This is a genomic window from Leptodesmis sp. (assembly GCF_052746595.1).
This window is the reverse complement of sequence record NZ_JBRAGO010000080.1, coordinates 1-18017: the sequence shown is the minus strand read 5'-3', so window position 1 is coordinate 18017 and position 18017 is coordinate 1. Positions and strand designations below refer to the sequence as shown.

The window sequence follows — 18017 nt, the reverse complement described above, 5'->3', positions numbered from 1 at the left end:
ACTGGTATCTGCGTCTGTTAAGTCAGCTCCCCATAAATTCGCCTCGCACAGGTTGGCATCACACAAATCTGCTCCCTGCAAGTTAGCTTCAGTCAGGTTGGCTTTCCATAGCCTGGCACCGCACATCTTGACCCCTGTTAAATTCGCTCCCGTTAAATTGGCTTCTGATAAGCAGGTTAGATGCAGGAGTGCGTCGCTCAAGTCTGCATTCACTAGCAAGGCACCACTGAAATCAGCTTCGATTAAATTAGCCGCCTTGAGGACAGCTTGACTCAGATTGGCATCACTGACGAAAGCCCCAAAGAGATTAGCCTGAGAAAGATTCGCCTCAGTTAAATTAGCTTCGCTGAGATTAGTCGTATTCAAGATGGTATGCGTCAAATTAGCACCCCTGAGTTCGCAGCGAGCGAAATCTGCGCCACTCAGATTAACTCCACTGAGATCCATACCAGTTAACAGGCTGTCACTAAAATCTCTTTCTCCCGCGGCATAGCGATCCAGCAATTCGTGGCGATCCAGTGAGCGTAGCTCGATTTGATCGACAGATTTAAAGGTATTCATACGTTCCCTCCTCTTGAAGTTTATTCGGTAAACTGGATCGATCCGCGAACCCATGAATTATCTTGACTGATGGGCGCGATTTCTAGCCCTTCTGGAATGTCCACAAGGGGGGTTTTGAATTCCGCGCAGAGCGATCGCATCCGCGCACAGATAGCCGTAAACTCCTCATCCTTGGCTCGTTCAACCCGTGCATAGTGCAACCGCACGGGAATTAATTTCAGGCTGTGTAATTCACTCCTTTTTATATTGACTAAAAATACAAACGACCAATCATTGTGCAGGTACGGATCAACCATATAGTCATCCAAGAAATCACCTGTATCGTACAAAATGAGGCGATGATGATAGCATTCAACCGCCTGCACCAGATGGGCAGAATGTCCGTAAAATAAATCCACTCCACAATCAATTGCGGCGTGGGCAAACGCTCGAAAGTGCCGAGGAGGAGAGAGCACCATATTCGGCCCCCAGTGGGCAGACAGAATCACAAAATTCGCACCCGCTTGACGGGCCTGGTCTACACTGTTCTGAACGATCGCCAGTACTTCCGGTCTGGGAGCGATCTCCAGGTAGTACGTGCCAGGACGATCAGGTTCAGCCGCAAACGTCTTTTCATTATCGGTGAGGGCAATGAACCCCAGGCAAAGATCGGCCAGGGGAATGATAGCTGGGGCGATTGCCTGCTGCAGATTCCGTCCTGCCCCAGCATGGTGAATCTTGGCGGCATCCAGATAATCAAGTGTATCCAGCAAGCCCTGATCATCAAAATCCAAACTATGATTATTGGCGAGACTGACACAGCGAACGTTGGCCGCCTGCAGCACCTCAACCGCGACTGGATCGGCCCGAAGGTGAAGCAATTTGGCGGTTTTGCGGCATTGTTGAGTCTGGTGAGTAATGGCACATTCCAGGTTGGCGATCGCCAGATCAGCTTCTTTGAGAATTGGTAAGACATCCCCCCAAACGGATCCCGGTGTGAATGCCTTGTCCTTCGATCGGTGTCTCAGGATTTCCTCACTCACCCCTCGGCCCAACATGACATCCCCGACCAGCGCTAAGGTCACAACGTCTGTCATACTCACCCACCTTGATTGTGTGGTATCAGGTAGCGCTGGAACCACTGACTGGCGAGTATGGCGACCTGCTCCAGCGTACCGGGTTCTTCAAACAAATGGGTAGCTCTGGGAACGATTTCCAGCCGTTTGGCTGCCGCGTGATGCAGTTGGGCTAGGGCATCTTCATTCATCGTAATCACGGGAAAATCATGGCCGCCGACAATCAGTAAAGTGGGAGCTTTCACCTGGGGAAGTACCGCACCCGCCAGATCGGGACGACCGCCTCGGGAGACGATCGCGCTCACCACCTCTGGACGTTGGGTGGCTGCGATTAAAGCCGCTGCACTGCCCGTACTGGCTCCAAAGTAGCCAATCCTGAAGGATCGGGTTGCAGGAGTGTGGCAGAGCCAGTCTGTCGCTCCAACCAGTCGGGCAGCCAATAGACCAATATCAAACCGGAGTTGTCGGGTACGCAAATCGATCTCTTCTTCTTCAGCCGTCAGCAAGTCCAGCAACAGGGTCGCCAATCTGGCCTGCTGCAATACACTGGCGACATAGCGATTGCGGGGACTATGACGACTGCTGCCACTGCCATGCGCGAATAACACAACTCCCTCTGGGCGCCAGCTGGAATCACCAGATTGCCCTCTAACTGAACCGAGTCTGCGGAAACGGAAACGAAATGCTCCCGGACATTCTCAGTAGAGATTCTAGACATATTGTTGGCCTCATACAGAAGTGAAAGAGTGTTGCTGACGGGTGGTTGGTCTGGCTAATAGTTCGCGCACTTCGTCATCTGTGGTTTGGGAGAACTCTTCGTACCAGAGGCCGATCGCATAGAACAATTCAGGGGTCATCAAACAGACAACTTCATCGACTTCAGCTTTGAGTTCTTCACAGGTAGAGGGTGGGGCTACGGGAGTGGCCACAATCAGTCGGGCGGGTTGTTGAGATTTGATCACCGCAATCGCGGCCTGGATGGTGGCTCCGGTAGCAATACCATCATCGACCAGAATTACTGTGCGATCGCGGATCTCTGGTTGCGGACGATCGCCCCGATAGGCCCGATCGCGACGTTGTAATTCCTTCAACTCCTTGGCCGCTACTTCATCGATCGTTTTACCAGGAATTCCTAACCAACCCTCGCTGACGTTGAGCATAGTCCTTTAACTCCCGTTCAGCCGCATTAAAGGCATCCCGAATCGCCACATAAATATCCTCACTTTGCTGGTGTTCTGGGGGATCTCGATTCACCACCAACTCTCCATCAGGTACAGTCAGGTCAATGCGGATATGGTAAAGGTTTCCTTGATGATGCCGATGCGAGGTTTCCACCATCACCCGACAATTCATAATGCGATCGTAGAACTCTTCCAGCTTGTCAATATGATTACGCAGGTTAGTATCGATCGCCGCTGACGACGAAATACCTCGAAAGGTAATTTGTGGGTTAAGCTGCATAAACCCTCCCTTTTATGTCTTTGTCTTTAAGGCGTGTCTTCCCACTCATGGCGTAGCTCTTGAATGTACGCCGCCCAAGATTTAGCTCGTGTTGCTTCCGAAGATCCTGTGTCAGTCGAGAAGTGCGATCGTTTCTGTCATTTAGATTTAAAGTTTTGTTGCTGTTGACGGGTTATGGCCCTAGTCATAAAGCCTCACCTCCTATCCTGCATCTCAGGCAAGAGTTGTGAGGATTTTGTGAGGAAGATGTAAACTAAACTAAGCCCAGTTAGAGAACAGGCATCTTCCCATATTTTCCCATAAGAAAGGCTATAGTTTTGGACTTGGACAAGGTTTAAATAAATCAACCGGGTTGCAGAATACTCCAGCTAAAAAGTAAAGAACACCTGATACCTGTAAAACAAAGCTTAAAAATACTGCGAGGAAACTAAGTTTGCACCTTTTCCTCACAGTATTAACTTAGTGTGGGATTCAACCTTACCTCCTCGCGAACTCACCAGTACGGTATCGTTGCTTTACCAACTGATATAGTCGCTTTTCCTTCAGAGCCTCGCCCAGCATTACTCTTTACTATACGCGCCATAGCTCCTGAGTGTTGCTGCTTTAATCTATATCTTGGGAAGCTCCGATCCCACTTATATATTAACACAAGCCAGGACTATTTTTTAGGGTACTTTCGATTGCTATCTGGAGTTCCACCGAACTTACCATCGGGCAATCCGTTTCCCAATTAGTGTAGTTGTCACAATCGAGAACAGCAGCAATGGAACAGTGACAATACATATCGCTATTAGAATCTCACCAAGCTTCTGTATTGTTTTTCCTATCGTAGCGAAATAGACTGATTTCGCTACGACCTCCTTCAGGAAGGCTGGTTAAATAAATGAAAGTTTTTCTGATTAAAAATGAAATAGTAGTGTCATGCAACTTAATGAAAAATTTTGCTAGTAAAGGCACACTATTCTTTCGCGGGTCTTGGATCGCGTTACGGTTATTAAGATAAGGCTAAATAACTGGTATGAAGGCTAAGCTTTTTTGACTACAGGGCTGCATAGCTTCTAAGAGTGCCTGTCTACAGGACTGTCTGAAGTTACTTAACAATACTTAACCTCATCTTGTTGAGAAAGATTCTAAACTAACTTCTGAAAGATTATTGCTAATCTTTCTCAGTTGAAGGCAGTTTTTACCTACGGATTCATCTATGCAGACTTATGACAATCCATCGGTCAAATATGGCTGGTGGGCAGGAAACGCTCGCTTTGCCAATTTCTCTGGCTTATTCATTGCCGCTCATGTGGCTCAAGCTGCTTTGATCGCCTTTTGGGCAGGCGCATTCACACTGTTTGAAACTTCCTGGTTTGATTCCACTCGTCCAATGGGTCAGCAGGGACTGATTCTCTTGCCTCACCTGGCAACCCTAGGGCTGGGTGTGGGCGATGGCGGACAGGTGATTGATACCTACCCCTATTTTGTAGTGGGAGCAGTACATTTAGTTGCCTCTGCGGTGCTGGGTGCAGGAGCATTGTTCCACACTTTCAAGGTGCCTGAAGACTTGAAAACGGCATCAGGACAGGCGAAAAAGTTCCATTTTGAGTGGAATGACCCTAGGCAGTTAGGCTTGATTTTGGGGCATCATCTGATCTTCTTAGGAGTTGGTGCATTGCTGCTGGTTGCCAAGGCTATGTACTGGGGTGGGCTTTATGATACCGCCAGTCAAACAGTTCGGGTGGTGACGCAGCCAACTCTGAATCCAGCTGTTATTTATGGCTACCAAACGCACTTTGCCAGTATCGATAATTTAGAAGACCTAGTGGGTGGACATATTTATGTCGGTGTGATGCTGATTGCTGGTGGCATCTGGCATATTTTGGTGCCGCCACTCAAGTGGGCAAAGAAGGTGCTGATCTTTTCGGGGGAAGCGATTCTCTCTTACTCGTTGGGTGGTATTGCACTTGCCGGATTTGTGGCGGCTTACTTCTGTGCTGTCAACACGCTGGCTTATCCGGTTGAGTTTTATGGTGCACCATTAGAAGTCAAATTGGGAATTGCTCCCTACTTTGCGGATACGGTCAAGCTGCCGATGGGTGCTCATACGTCTCGTGCCTGGTTAGCCAATGCTCATTTCTTCCTGGCATTCTTCTTCCTGCAGGGGCATCTGTGGCACGCGCTCCGTGCAATGGGATTTGATTTCCGACGGGTAGAACGAGCGTTGGACTCTGTAGAAGCCTGATTTTAGATATGTGATGGAGTGATGGGGGAGAGAAGCAGAGCAAAAGGTCAGTCTGATGCTATTACATCTTCCTCTCTCCTTCACCTCTCCACTTTTTCACTTTTTCATCTTCCAATGAATTGTCCTTGCTGTTCCGGAAAATTATTGAGACATATCAGTCAACAAGGACTGTATTGGTATTGTCTTGATTGTCGTCAAATCATGCCAAAGTTGTCTGGAAGTTGTGACAGGGATACGGCTTCTGATGAATATTCTTCTAAGCTCGATCGCCCACTATGGATTTACATTCCACGATATCCCAAACAGTTTCTACCGAAGTCTGTATAAGGGTTTGTTCATTTCTTTCCTGGTCTGTTGATACAAGAGAACATACGCACATTTGACGCAATGAATTGAGGAGAAAAAATGGTGAAGATTGGTCTATTCTATGGCACTCAAACGGGTAATACTCAAACCGCTGCTGAGTTAATCCAGAAAGAATTTGGGGGTGACAGCGTGGTGGATCTATATGACATCTCTGCTGCTAATGCAGATGACTTTAAGCAGTATGAGTATTTGATCATTGGCTGTCCTACCTGGAATATTGGGGAACTGCAAAGCGACTGGGAAGGATTTTATGATCAGCTAGATAGCATTAATTTCAGTGGTAAGAAGGTAGCGTATTTTGGTGCTGGTGATCAGATTGGTTATGCTGACAATTTTCAGGATGCGATGGGCATTTTGGAAGAAAAGATTGCATCGCTGGGCGGCAAAACGGTGGGGTATTGGCCAACTGATGGTTATGAACATAGTGAGTCGAAAGCCGTGAAAAATGGCAGATTTGTGGGGCTGGCGATCGATGAAGATAATCAGTCTGATTTGACAGATACGCGCATTAAAACCTGGGTGGCTCAATTGAAACAGGAGTTTGGAGTGTAGAAGATATGCAACAGTTGCAACCCTCTGATTTAAATGAACGTCACCCACAGAGCGATGACGGAATCATTCTGGAATCATCCGAAGAACCTGAGGTGGTGCCTCCTAGCTTGATCATGCGAATTGAAATCTGGAGTGGTCGATTAGCCATGTTTAGTCTGACCACAATGCTAGCAACAGTCGCAGTCAATGCTCGCTAAGTGCCTCTTTTAGTTATACGTTTTTTCTTCTATCATTTCCTATGTCTACATTACCCCATGCACTCTGGCTAAATGTTAGCCCTGCCTTAGAAAAGCTTGATCGCCCATTGTTGGATGCTCTATCTCGACATATAGCGATCGCCCAGTGGCAATATTGCCAGACTCAAGATGAGCCAATGTCTTTAGAAATTGCCCTGGTGTTACTGCATGACTACCTGAAACATCATGATCGCCCTATCCATTTACTGGGGCATGGTACCAGTGGTTTACTAGGATTGCTCTATGCTCGTCGTCATCCAGAGCGGGTACGTTCACTCACCCTCCTCTCTGTTGGTGTCCATCCGGCAGTGGATTGGCATGCTCATTATTACACCCAGTTTCAGTTCCTTCCTTGCTCCCGTGAAACACTGTTAATGCAGACCGTTTATCATTTGTTTGGGCACCAATCTCGTTCTATCAAACGAGATCTCCTACAAGTATTGGAACGAGATCTTAGAAGCTCTCTGTCGCCTCATACTCTTTATCGACGAGTGAGTTTCTTTCCGGGTGGGGTATCGGTTCCCCTGATGGTTTGCGGTAGTCAGAATGATGTTGTGGTTGATCCGAATTTGTTGCAGGGATGGCAACCCTGGTTAAAGGAGGGCGATCGCCTCTGGCAATGCCCTGATGGACGTCATTTCTTTCACTACTTCTATCCAACACAGGTGAGCAAGCAAATCGTTGCTTTCTGGCATGCACAGCCATCCTGTCAGGCTGCAACGGTTGGCTTAGAATCAGTCAACATAAGTGCCTGAATTCCTTCAAATCATTGCAGGATGGCATCATCCCCCTAAAACGACTTTATCAAGTTCACTATAGCCGTTGTGTATTTTTCACAAGAGACTATCGCTTGAAATGTACAGTCTATGCCTATAAAGGAGATGTTGTGGGTCAATCTTTATCTTGTACGAAACTAGATCAAGCAGAATACTTGACATCGGTGCAGGTCAGCGAACTTCCGCCAGAGAGTGGTTATCTCCCAAAAGCATTGTTGGTTCATGTTTGGAAAAGTCAGGAATTATTGAAGATGATTCATCAACCTTCGATCTCCGATCGGTTACTTCATCTATTGCTATGGCTTCCAGATCAGTTTGAGCAGCCTATTGCCACTGGAACACGACTCGATTTGCGGTTAACGCATCAAGATTTGGCAGACACGATCGGTTCAACGCGGGTGAGTGTGACTCGCTTACTAAACCAGATGGAGCGACAGGGAAAGATTGAGCGATCTCAATGCAATCTGATCCTTTGCTTGTAAGTGGGTATCCAAGAAATACAGCATTCATGTCACCTCGTCCTCTCAACCTCCGCCAATCCGACCTTGAGCGCCTTTACCAGGCACAAGCAATCTTGCGACAGGATCTGGAAAATCCGCCTTCATTACTGGAATTGGCAAAGCAGGTTGGATTGAATGATTACAAGCTGAAGTCAGGGTTTCGCCAGATTTTTGGTACAATTGTTTTTGGCTATTTGCATCAGCGATGGATGCAAATAGCCTATGAACTACTGATCTCCAGCGATCTAAAGGTTACTGAAGTTGCCAGTCAGGTAGGTTATACCAGCTTGAGTGCCTTTAGCACTGCATTTAAGAAGTTCTTTGGAATTAGTCCAAGTCGTTGCAGAGCAAAGATCTAAGTGCATCTATACCTGGATTTGATCCGTTTCAAGCAAGCAAAAATTTTCTACCTTACTGTATGATAAAGTCAGTAACCTAAGAGATATACTTTTGAGACTATCTCCAGTATTACCCAGACCATGCAGTTCAGAGATAGCATTTTGGCTGGATAGCTGGGGCTTTTTGGATTTGTTTTCATGTCTTGGCTTGCTGATTTTTAATATAAAAATAAAGTTAAAAATAAACTCAAAGAAGGTTTAAGAAGATTAAAAAGGAGCTTCTTCTTAAAAAGCCTTTATTCAAAAGCTTGGCTTTCTAACATATCAACTATATCAGTTAGCCAGTTCTGCAACTCAATCTCTTAGTAATATTTAAGAAATGTTTAAATTATGTTTAAGAGATGTTTAAGAATCCTTGATTGAATGTGATCTCATCTCAAGTATTTGAGATAATTTTGCGGTAAGCATTGTTCGGGAGAAAGCTCCAAATGACCGGGGAAGATGACCTAATGAGATATAGCCTAGAAGCTTTAACGGCTTCTAGTTGGCAAGGGTTTGTTTATTTCAGTGAATTGAATCATCACTGGGAGGATGGATTAGAGGGCGATCGCTTCTCAACGGGGTAGGACATTTTTCTCAACCCAGCAATTCTGCCTTTATCTAGTCAGCGACCGGGAAATCGTGTCCGCATCATTTCTCTTAACTGTGGCGACTCCAACAATCGTCTAATGGGAATGGGGTTAATACCAGATGCGATCCTGGAGATAATTAGTTGCAGTAATACAGGTTCGGTCATTGTAGCCCTGCAAGACCAACGATTGGGACTAGGCGCGGAGATAGCACAACGAATTCAGGTCATCGATGCGGCAACACCATCAGGTGAGCGACAGAGTCTTTCTGCAATAAGGACAACAACCATGCAAACTACTTCTCAGGTGCCCATGGTCAAACTGCGAGATACCGCGATCGGCTCCGTCTTGCGCGTGATCGGCTATGAACCCACCGCACGAGATTACAAGCGCAAGCTCCTGGCAATGGGGTTAACGCCCGGTACGGAACTGCGGGTGACGCGCCATGCTCCCCTGGGCGACCCAACGGAAATTGAAGTGCGCGACTTTCACCTGAGTCTGCGAAAAGATGAAGCCGATGCCCTGATTGTCACGCCCATTACCGGAGAAGCATCATGATGCAAGCAACGATTGGATTGGTCGGCAATCCCAACTGTGGTAAAACCACGCTGTTTAATGCCTTAACTGGAGCCAATCAGCGGGTGGGCAACTGGCCCGGTGTGACGGTCGAACGGAAAGAAGGCAACTATCGCTACCAGGAGCAGATCATCACAGTGGTGGACTTGCCCGGTGTCTATTCGGTGGATGCCGAAGATATGACGACGGGGCTGGATGAACTGGTAGCGCGGGATTACCTGCTATCCGGTGAGGCGAATGTCATCGTTAATATCGTGGATGCTTCTAATCTGGAGCGGAATCTCTATCTCACCACTCAGATTCTGGAGATGGGCGTGCCGATCATCATCGCCCTCAACATGATGGATCTAGCGGAGAAACGGGAAATTCGCATTGATTCCCGCCTACTATCTGAACGTCTGGGCTGTCCGGTCGTTCCCCTCTCTGCCCATACCGGAAAAGGTGTGCCGCAGTTAAAAGAGGCGATTCATCAGGCTTTGATCCATTCCACAATTCCCAGCACCTATGTGGCTTATCCTCCAGTAATTGAGGAGGCTCTGGCTGATTTAATTCCAGTGCTGCAAACGCGAGCGATCGCCAATCCTGCTCACATTCGCTGGTTTGCGTTGAACCTGTTGCAGTATGACGATCGCCACCTCCCAGATTTGGGGCAGGATACCCTCCGACGGATTACCGAGCATCGGCATCGCATCCATCAAACTCTGGGAGAAGATACCGATTTACTGATTGCAGACAGCCGCTACACCTGGATTCGACACATTATTCAGGGGGTGAGTGAACGAACTCATATTGTGAAACAAACGATCTCCGATCGTATCGATCGTGTCGTGCTGAATCGGTGGCTGGGAATTCCCATCTTTTTAGTGGTGATGTATCTCATGTTTCTCATTGCCATCAATTTGGGGGGTGCGTTTATTGATTTCTTTGACATTGGCGTAGGCACTATTTTTGTCGGTGGAACAGCCCATTTACTCCAACAGATGAATGCTCCTGGATGGTTGACTGGATTATTGGCAGATGGTGTTGGGGGCGGAATTCAAACCACGGCTACCTTTATTCCTCAAATTGGTCTGCTATTCATCTTCCTGGCAATTCTGGAAGACTCTGGCTACATGGCACGGGCAGCATTTGTCATGGATCGGCTGATGCGGTTTGTCGGTCTGCCGGGAAAATCTTTTGTGCCGATGATGGTGGGATTTGGTTGCAATATTCCGGGCATTATGGCAACCCGGACACTGGAAAATCGGCGCGATCGCTTGATGACGATCTTGATGAATCCGTTTATGTCTTGTGGTGCCCGTCTGCCGGTCTATGCTCTTTTTTGCGCGGCTTTCTTCCCCACCAACGGTCAAAATATCGTTTTCCTGCTTTATATCCTGGGCATTCTGGCAGCCGTCTTTACCGGACTGGTGATGAAGAAAACCCTGTTCCGGGGCGATGCCGCGCCCTTTGTGATGGAACTGCCGCCGTATCACATTCCTACGGTTAAGGGCGTGTTGATTCGTGCCTGGGATCGGCTCAAAGCATTCATTACCAAAGCTGGACGGGTGATTGTGGTGATGGTGTTGATTTTAGGCTTAATCAACTCTGTTGGCATGGACGGTTCCTTTGGCAAACAGAATAGTCAGGATTCGATTCTGAGTGCCTTCAGCCGCACCATTACCCCCGTATTCACCCCAATGGGAATTCAGTCGGAAAATTGGCCTGCGACAGTGGGGCTAATGACCGGAGTATTTGCCAAGGAAGTCATGGTCGGCACGATGGACTCCCTTTATACCCAACTGGCAGAACAGGCATCCGGCACCAGCAACGAAGAAGAACCGTTCGATTTTTGGGGCGGCATTGGCAAGGCATTTGCCAGTATCCCAACCAACCTGGCAAAACTGACAGACAGTATTCTTGACCCGCTTGGACTCAGTATTTTGAATGACACTGGCGACCAGAAAGCGGCGGCGGAAGTACAAGAAGTGCATTACACCACCTTTGGACAAATGGCGACCCGATTTGGTAGCACCACTGCAGCGATCGCTTTCCTGCTCTTCGTATTGCTCTACTTCCCCTGTGTCTCCGCCATAGCAGCCGTCTACCGCGAAACCAACTTGGGCTGGACGGCTTTTGTGGGAGCCTGGACGACTGGGTTGGCTTATTGGGTGGCGGTGTTCTACTACCAGTTCATGACGTTTAACCAGCATCCTGGCAGCACGATCGCGTGGTTGGTGGGTCTGGCTCTATTCATGGTCGCAACCCTGGTGGGGTTGAAATGGTTTAGCGATCGCCGTCGCATTCTACCCCAGAGTTCAAATCGTCAAAAGGTCTTAGTCAATCAATGATTTTGCAACAACTCCAAACCTACCTCCGCACCCATTCCCAAACGTCTCTGGAAGAGCTTGTCTGTCAGTTTCAAACCGATGCAGATGCTTTGCGAGGTATGCTGAATCTACTGATTCGTAAAGGACGAGTGCGTAAACTGGCAGGCAAACAATGCGGTAGTTGTCATAGCTGTGCGCCAGAGAGTCTGGAACTGTACGAGTGGGTGAATTCCGATTCCACATAAAGAATCTAAGTCCTTCATCTTGACCTCCTCGTTATATGGTTTAGTAATGACTAAGTAATAAAAAGGATGTTGCTATGCTGTCTCAAGCCATGATCGATCGGTTGAATGAACAAATCAACCTGGAAATGTTTTCCTCTCATCTTTATCTGCAAATGAGTTCCTGGTGTGCCTACAAAGCTCTGGATGGTTGTGCTACCTTCCTGAACCAACACGCCGATGAAGAAATGATGCACATGCGACGGCTGATCAGCTACCTGCAAGAAACAGGAGCGCTTGCCATTATCGGTAGTATGGACGCACCGCCGAAGGAATTCAATTCTTTGCAAGCAATGTTTGAAGAAATTTATGCCCATGAGCAGTTCATTACTGGCAAAATTAATAGTCTTGTTCATCTGGCAAATACAGAACCTGATTATTCCACCCTGCAATTTCTGCAATGGTATGTCTCAGAACAACACCAGGAAGAGTTTTTGTTTAAGAGCATTCTCGACAAGATCAAACTGATTGGTACAGAAGGGCAGGGACTATTTTTTATCGATCGCGAAATTGGTAGCCTGGCTGCCACCAAGGCAAGGAAGCCACATCGACGTCACCAGCATTGGCAGATGAATACAAAGCACGGGCAACCTATCGCTTGATTTTGGGTAAGTTTGGGCCGATCCGTCCCTTTGTCAACATTGTGGAATCGGAGAAACGTCATGCAGCCCTCGTCTTGCTGGTTACCCATGATCCTGCCAGAGCGGCCTCAATTCTGACTGCTGTGTAATTTATTTCGTGTGACTACTGATAAGAAAGGTATCGTAACAGTCCTTAGGTTGTCAGATAGCAATGACAGTCAGGCTTGGCAACGAGCGACGCCGCTAACGCATTCAGGGCTGTCGCTGCCAGCAGCCCTCCCCCCGGTGCACCGTCGATCGTGATAAACGGCACCCCCGATCGCATGAGTTGGCGTTTGGCAAGCGGCGCATGGCTAAACCCGATCGGCATCCCAATCACCAGGGCAGGCTGAATGGCTTGCTGCTGAATCGCCTGACATACTGCCAGCAACATCGAGGGAGCGTAGCCGATCACCAGAATGCACCCCCTGGGACACTGGCTCAACCGTTCTTTCCATATGTGCTGTTGCCAGAATGCTGACTCGGCATCCCGTGCCGTTGTGATATGGGGATTATCGATCAGGGTGATGGTTTCACATCCCAGATGGCGTAAACGAGGTTGATCCAGGGCGGCGGCTATGACGGGTACATCTGCAACAATTGAACAGCTTGCTTGCAGGGCTGTTCGACTGGCAGCGATCGCCCCTTTCCCCACTTGCACAAATGGGATCAGACTCACATCGCCACAGGCCAGCAACAACTGAGAGAGCAGATCGACCTCAATCTCGGAGCGATCGCTCAAGTCTGGCAATAACCCTTGCAGCGATTCCTGAAAGGATTCCGGGTGAGTGTGAACTTCGGCATCGATACCATTCCACAAGGCTTCAAACTGATTCAGGTGCGTTTGAGTCTGCGCCTCTAGCTGTTTTAAGTTGGCCAGCACCTCTGCCTGAGTGGCTTGACAGGCGCGATCGCGTCCCAACAGTCGTTCCAATGCAGATGCCGTCTGTCGGAGTTGGGTAATTTGCTGAATCACCATTTGATACTGTCGATGCAGTTGCGCCAGTAGTGTGTTTGGCGCATCCTCGGCGGTATCCGTTTCCAGCAGTTTTTGAATATGCGCCAACTGAAACCCCTGCTGTTTCAGGGCAACAATGCGCTTCAGTCGTTGCACATCCGATTCGGTGTAGAGCCGATAATTTCCGGGCGATCGCGCAGGTTGCGGCAGCAAGCCCAACTGGTGGTAGTGCCGCACCATGCGAGGGGTAATCCTGCCCCCAACGGCATCAGTCAGTTCTTTGATGGTTAAATAGACAACGGTCATAATTCTGGTTCAATCCCGGCGGCTCGAAGCTGGGCAGTCAGGCGTTCGACTCGCTGATGTTCCTGCTCAATTTGTTCGGTGTCCCATAGCAACAAACTTCCCTGGTCGTCCCACCAGCGTAACCGGTAACCTTCTCGGTGATCCCGTTTCCCTGGCCAAGCCCCCAGAAAAGCTGCATTTCGGGTATCCAAAACCGATTCTGCTCATCAGGGGATGCTAAAGCATAATAGGCAGTTTTTTGCAGTTGTGGTGGAAAGCATGGCGATCGCATCCAGGGTATTCATTGTTTTCCTACTGTAGCGCATCTACTGCTTGACATTGACATTGATGTCAAGGTTTAGCCTGAGAGCAGGTGTTTTGGATTGTACCCATGCTCTACCCTGCTCGTCTAACTCGATTGGCCACGGATCATCCGGATGCACTGGCAGCTTTGTTATGTGGAATACTCGTGCTTCTAGGCTGGAGCGCGTTGCAGTTCAACTGCCTGGGATTGGCCCTGCTGCTCTTCCCTGCAGCCTATGTCATCGGTGGGTTTGCCAGTGCCCAGGAAGGATTGACCACCTTACTCCAGGAAAAAGAACTAGATGTGGATCTATTGATGATTGTGGCAGCCCTGGGAGCCGCTTTTCTGGGTTTATGGCGGCGGGAATACTACTTGATTGTAGATGGAGCCGTGCTGATCTTGATTTTTGCCATCAGTGGGGCGTTGGAGGGCTATGCGATGCAGCGAACGGAACACAGCATTCGCAGTTTGATGAGCCTGACAACGGATACGGCAAGAGTTGTAGTCGGTGGGCAGGAACAATTGATCCCCGTTGCAGAACTACAGGTCGGCGATCGCATTCGCGTCAAACCAGGAGAACTGATTCCAACCGATGCGGTGATTCTAGAGGGGGAAACCACTCTGAATGAAGCCACCATTACAGGGGAATCGTTGCCCGTGGAGAAAACGATTGGGGATGAGGTCTTTGCCGGAACATTAAATGGCTACGGTGCCTTACTGCTGAAGGTGCATCAACCCCCTGAAAGCAGTCTGCTGCAACGTATCATTCGCGTTGTGGAACAGGCACAGACCGAAAAGCCAAAATCGCAGCAATTCATTGAACGCTTTGAACGGGGCTATGCCCGTGTGGTGGTTTTGGTCGGGGTTCTGCTGGCGATTCTGCCGCCCTTTGTTTGGCAATGGAGTTGGGAAACGACTATCTACCGGGCCTTAATTTTTCTTGTTGTGGCTTCACCTTGCGCCCTGGTAGCAGCCATTATGCCCACCTTGCTTTCTGGCATTGCCAATGGAGCACGACAGGGTATTTTATTCAAAAGCGGTGCCCAGTTGGAGTTGATTGGCAAGGTGCGGGCGATCGCTTTCGACAAAACAGGAACCTTGACCACAGGAAATCCCCAGGTTGACAAAGTGATTCCAGCCAGGGGATACACAGAGGCAGACCTTCTCGAGCTTGCTGCTGCCCTGGAAATTCATTCAGAACATCCCGTTGGTCAGGCAATTTGCCAGTATGCTACCCAAGCCCTGGCGACAACGCCTCTATCCTTGACCTCTATCCAGGCACAGCCAGGACGGGGAATTATGGGACTCAAAGGCGACACGCCCGTTTGCGTTGGCAAAGCAACCTTTGTCCAGGCCACCGTTCAAACGGTGCCAGCCGATCTGTTATCCCTGACGGATCAGCTGGAACAAGCGGGCAAAACAGTGGTTTGGGTGGCTGAAGCTGGCAAGATATTGGGACTCATTGCAATCGCCGATACAATTCGACCAGAAGCAACTGCCGCGATCGCTCATCTCAAACGTATGGGAATTGAAGCAATTATCATGCTCACAGGCGACAATCAACAAACTGCAAACAGCGTGGCTCAGTCTATTGGCATCGATCGCGTCTATGCCGAACTACTACCCGAGGAGAAACTTAAGATTATTCAATACCTACAGCAACAATACAAAATGGTTGCGATGGTAGGAGATGGAATCAATGATGCACCTGCACTAGCTCAAGCTACAGTTGGGATTGCAATGGGAGTTGCTGGAAGTGATGTAGCGTTGGAAACCGCAGATATTGTGTTGATGACCGATCGTCTGGAAAAAATTGCCACCGCGATTCGTTTGGGACAGCGTTCTCAGGCGATTATTAAACAAAATATTGGGTTTGCACTCAGTTTTATCCTGCTCCTGATCACAACCAATTTTATTGGTAATATCACATTACCCCTGGGGGTAATTGGACATGAAGGCTCAACTATCCTGGTGATTTTGAGTGGATTGCGCTTGCTAAGAGGATAACCAACCTGTTGCCTCACGCCGATAGTTTCAAGATGCGATCGTCCCCCCTGACTAAAAACCACACAAGTCATCCAGTTCAATTGGTGGGAGGGGCTGCATTGCCTTGGAATAACCGTACGGGCTTTTGAGTCAGAAGAGAGGCACCATCTTGTAACTGCTCGGCGGGAAAAATCGAGTTCACCCGTTCCACGACAGAGATCATGTACTTATAGTCGGGCAACGTTCCTGCAGGGACTAAACCCACTTCACTGGCAATTTGCGAGGGAGTATTTGCGATCACACGCCGCAAGGATTCCTGCATGTTCAAATCAATGGTGGGACTGAGCAGCACCACTCCAGGCGGAACTCTGTGTTGATCGGTAAAGAGTATTCGAAAGTTGGTGGTACTGATTTGGGGCCGCAGGGTATTTAATTCTTCCACCGATAAAGCTCCGGCTTCCGCTTTACCACTGGCGATCGCTTCCACTACAGCTTTAGGGGTGGGACAGAGCACCAATTCTGCAAGGGTTAATCCATACAAGTTATAGATGGGAAAGTAGTATCCTGTGGTGGAACCAATCTGACCGATCGCGAAGGGCTTACCGGCCAGAGATTTCAAATCCTGATAAGGACTGTCCTGTTTGACGACAATGACCGATCGCAGATTACTCACCCCCTCTAATGGAAAGATGGGAGTGTATTGATGGCGACTGATGGCTAAAGCAGCCAGGCTAGGAGGCGCAAACACTAATGACCAGGCGTTGGCTCTAATCCGTTCCAGGGCTTTACTTTCGTTATAGGAAGGTTCGAGTTGCACCATCACGCGCATTTTCTCTTCCAGGTAACGATTGAAACGATCGCAACGTTTCATCAAAAATGAAATCGAGTACGCTAAAAATATCTGAAAGCCCCCAATGTAGCCATTATGCCGTTAAACAACCTTAAACTCGGCCCTAAATTTAATCTCCTGCTGGCTCTAATTTTTTTGGCTGGCTTTGCCCTCAGCGGGCTGGCTCTCTCAAGTGCTGCAAAATCGCGCTCAGGCTGAAGTTGCCGACAAGGCCCAGATGTTGATTCAGAGCATGAGCTCTGTGCGGGATTATACCAGTACTCACATTGGCCCACTATTGCAGCCGCAATTAAATACCTCACCCAGCTTTATTCCGGAAACCATCCCTGCCTACTCTGCTACAGAAGTATTCCAAAATCTGCGGAAATCGGAGAACTATCGAGAATTTTTTCTATAAAGAAGCGGCTCCGAATCCCACTAACTTGCGCGATAAGGCTGATGCCTTTGAAGCGTCTCTGGTGGAGCGCTTTCAAGGAGATCCGAAGTTAAAGGAATTGTCTGGCTTTCGCGATCTGCCAGGAGGACGCATTTTCTACACGGCCCGTCCTCTGGCGGTTACAAAGGAGAGTTGTCTGGAATGCCACAGTACTCCTGATGTGGCTCCTAAAAGTCTGATTGCTACTTACGGCCCAGACAATGGCTTTGGTTGGAAGTTAAATGAGATTATTGCCGCTCAGATTGTTTCCGTTCCTGCCGAAGAAGTGCTGGGAAATGCACGTCGCTTACTGACTTTAATTATGGGAATTGTGCTGGCGGTGTTCCTACCCTTGATTTTGGTTCTGAATTACTTGCTGCGGCGATCGGTGATTCGGCCCTTGCGCCAGATGGCCCGCACCGCTGAAGCCGTCAGTATGGGGCAGATGGATGCCGACTTTGAGCAGAAATCACAAGATGAAATTGATTCCCTGGCGGGAGCCTTTAACCGAATGAAATCGAGTCTACAAATCTCCATGAATCTCCTCAATCAGCGCAAGGACATGTAGAAGGCCATTCAGTCTTGCATAATCATAGGGGAATGTTGGGTTTCTGATGCAGATGTGGGGTGCCTAAAGCGATTTAATTGGGCTACCGCGATCGCCCTGTAAGTGTTTTGTTTGACGCTCATCCCGCTAACGCTTCGCGTATAGCAGGAGATTCCCCGTTC

The 18017-nt window shown here is 48.6% G+C and carries 22 protein-coding genes and 1 pseudogene; 15 read left to right on the top strand and 8 right to left on the bottom strand.

Annotation, left to right across the window (positions count from 1 at the left end):
• The 5 genes from ACUVQO_RS16675 to ACUVQO_RS16655 form a co-directional block, all read right to left on the bottom strand.
• Nucleotides 1-561, bottom strand: a 561-nt coding sequence (locus tag ACUVQO_RS16675; protein WP_445926973.1) for a pentapeptide repeat-containing protein, incomplete at its 3' end; no start/stop codon positions are given.
• Between the two features lie 20 nt (nt 562-581).
• Complete coding sequence (locus ACUVQO_RS16670) at nt 582-1637, bottom strand: CapA family protein (protein WP_445926972.1); 1056 nt, start codon at nt 1635-1637, stop codon at nt 582-584.
• Between the two features lie 2 nt (nt 1638-1639).
• A complete protein-coding gene (locus ACUVQO_RS16665; RefSeq protein WP_445926971.1) occupies nt 1640-2224 on the bottom strand; it encodes a dienelactone hydrolase family protein in 585 nt (194 codons plus the stop codon).
• 120 nt (nt 2225-2344) lie between these two features.
• Complete coding sequence (locus tag ACUVQO_RS16660) at nt 2345-2776, bottom strand: phosphoribosyltransferase (protein WP_445926970.1); 432 nt, start codon at nt 2774-2776, stop codon at nt 2345-2347.
• Nucleotides 2736-3077, bottom strand: a complete 342-nt coding sequence (locus ACUVQO_RS16655; protein ID WP_445926969.1) for an HPF/RaiA family ribosome-associated protein — start codon at nt 3075-3077, stop codon at nt 2736-2738. The genes ACUVQO_RS16660 and ACUVQO_RS16655 overlap by 41 nt, the downstream gene beginning before the upstream one ends.
• Before the next feature lie 1201 nt (nt 3078-4278).
• On the opposite strand from ACUVQO_RS16655, the gene ACUVQO_RS16650 reads away from it, so the two are divergent.
• From ACUVQO_RS16650 to ACUVQO_RS16595, 12 genes and pseudogenes are all read left to right on the top strand, one after another.
• Nucleotides 4279-5307 (top strand): chlorophyll a/b binding light-harvesting protein, encoded by a 1029-nt coding sequence (locus ACUVQO_RS16650; protein WP_445926968.1) that lies wholly within the window; start codon nt 4279-4281, stop codon nt 5305-5307.
• 405 nt (nt 5308-5712) lie between these two features.
• The gene (gene fldA, locus ACUVQO_RS16645; RefSeq protein ID WP_445926967.1) at nt 5713-6225 is read left to right on the top strand and encodes a flavodoxin FldA; all 513 of its coding nucleotides are present in this window, start codon (nt 5713-5715) and stop codon (nt 6223-6225) included.
• Between the two features lie 5 nt (nt 6226-6230).
• Entirely contained in the window at nt 6231-6422 is a 192-nt protein-coding gene (locus ACUVQO_RS16640) for a hypothetical protein (protein WP_445926966.1), read from the top strand.
• Between the two features lie 41 nt (nt 6423-6463).
• Nucleotides 6464-7216, top strand: a complete 753-nt coding sequence (locus ACUVQO_RS16635) for an alpha/beta fold hydrolase (protein ID WP_445926965.1) — start codon at nt 6464-6466, stop codon at nt 7214-7216.
• 272 nt (nt 7217-7488) lie between these two features.
• Complete coding sequence (locus tag ACUVQO_RS16630; RefSeq protein ID WP_445926964.1) at nt 7489-7719, top strand: helix-turn-helix domain-containing protein; 231 nt, start codon at nt 7489-7491, stop codon at nt 7717-7719.
• 26 nt (nt 7720-7745) lie between these two features.
• Nucleotides 7746-8096, top strand: a complete 351-nt coding sequence (locus ACUVQO_RS16625) for a helix-turn-helix transcriptional regulator (RefSeq protein ID WP_445926963.1) — start codon at nt 7746-7748, stop codon at nt 8094-8096.
• Between the two features lie 608 nt (nt 8097-8704).
• Nucleotides 8705-8920: pseudogene (locus ACUVQO_RS16620) on the top strand (FeoA family protein); the annotation flags it as partial.
• A gap of 72 nt (nt 8921-8992) precedes the next feature.
• Nucleotides 8993-9262: a FeoA family protein gene (locus ACUVQO_RS16615; protein ID WP_445926962.1), complete on the top strand. Its 270-nt coding sequence runs from the start codon at nt 8993-8995 to the stop codon at nt 9260-9262.
• The gene (feoB, locus tag ACUVQO_RS16610; protein ID WP_445926961.1) at nt 9259-11610 is read left to right on the top strand and encodes a Fe(2+) transporter permease subunit FeoB; all 2352 of its coding nucleotides are present in this window, start codon (nt 9259-9261) and stop codon (nt 11608-11610) included. Before ACUVQO_RS16615 ends, feoB begins: the two co-directional genes overlap by 4 nt.
• Complete coding sequence (locus ACUVQO_RS16605; RefSeq protein ID WP_445926960.1) at nt 11607-11834, top strand: FeoC-like transcriptional regulator; 228 nt, start codon at nt 11607-11609, stop codon at nt 11832-11834. Before feoB ends, ACUVQO_RS16605 begins: the two co-directional genes overlap by 4 nt.
• 74 nt (nt 11835-11908) lie before the next feature.
• Nucleotides 11909-12472, top strand: a complete 564-nt coding sequence (gene ftnA / locus ACUVQO_RS16600) for a non-heme ferritin (RefSeq protein ID WP_445926959.1) — start codon at nt 11909-11911, stop codon at nt 12470-12472.
• The gene (locus ACUVQO_RS16595) at nt 12433-12600 is read left to right on the top strand and encodes a hypothetical protein (protein WP_445926958.1); all 168 of its coding nucleotides are present in this window, start codon (nt 12433-12435) and stop codon (nt 12598-12600) included. The genes ftnA and ACUVQO_RS16595 overlap by 40 nt, the downstream gene beginning before the upstream one ends.
• 44 nt (nt 12601-12644) lie before the next feature.
• On the opposite strand, the gene ACUVQO_RS16590 is transcribed toward ACUVQO_RS16595, so the two are convergent.
• Together ACUVQO_RS16590 and ACUVQO_RS16585 are read right to left on the bottom strand one after the other, a co-directional pair.
• Nucleotides 12645-13754, bottom strand: a complete 1110-nt coding sequence (locus tag ACUVQO_RS16590; protein ID WP_445926957.1) for a precorrin-8X methylmutase — start codon at nt 13752-13754, stop codon at nt 12645-12647.
• Nucleotides 13751-13945 carry a hypothetical protein gene (locus tag ACUVQO_RS16585; RefSeq protein WP_445926956.1) on the bottom strand — a complete coding sequence of 65 codons (195 nt, stop codon included), beginning with the start codon at nt 13943-13945 and terminating at the stop codon, nt 13751-13753. Before ACUVQO_RS16585 ends, ACUVQO_RS16590 begins: the two co-directional genes overlap by 4 nt.
• A gap of 179 nt (nt 13946-14124) precedes the next feature.
• Here ACUVQO_RS16585 and ACUVQO_RS16580 point away from each other — a divergent pair, with 179 nt between their 5' ends.
• Nucleotides 14125-16044 carry a heavy metal translocating P-type ATPase gene (locus tag ACUVQO_RS16580; protein ID WP_445926955.1) on the top strand — a complete coding sequence of 640 codons (1920 nt, stop codon included), beginning with the start codon at nt 14125-14127 and terminating at the stop codon, nt 16042-16044.
• A 76-nt stretch (nt 16045-16120) separates the two neighbouring features.
• Here ACUVQO_RS16580 and ACUVQO_RS16575 read toward each other — a convergent pair whose 3' ends face one another.
• Nucleotides 16121-16894 carry a phosphate/phosphite/phosphonate ABC transporter substrate-binding protein gene (locus ACUVQO_RS16575; RefSeq protein WP_445926954.1) on the bottom strand — a complete coding sequence of 258 codons (774 nt, stop codon included), beginning with the start codon at nt 16892-16894 and terminating at the stop codon, nt 16121-16123.
• A gap of 124 nt (nt 16895-17018) precedes the next feature.
• On the opposite strand from ACUVQO_RS16575, the gene ACUVQO_RS16570 reads away from it, so the two are divergent.
• The gene (locus ACUVQO_RS16570; RefSeq protein ID WP_445926953.1) at nt 17019-17270 is read left to right on the top strand and encodes a c-type heme family protein; all 252 of its coding nucleotides are present in this window, start codon (nt 17019-17021) and stop codon (nt 17268-17270) included.
• 25 nt (nt 17271-17295) lie between these two features.
• Nucleotides 17296-17856: a c-type heme family protein gene (locus ACUVQO_RS16565; RefSeq protein ID WP_445926952.1), complete on the top strand. Its 561-nt coding sequence runs from the start codon at nt 17296-17298 to the stop codon at nt 17854-17856.
• Nucleotides 17857-18017: the final 161 nt, after the last annotated feature.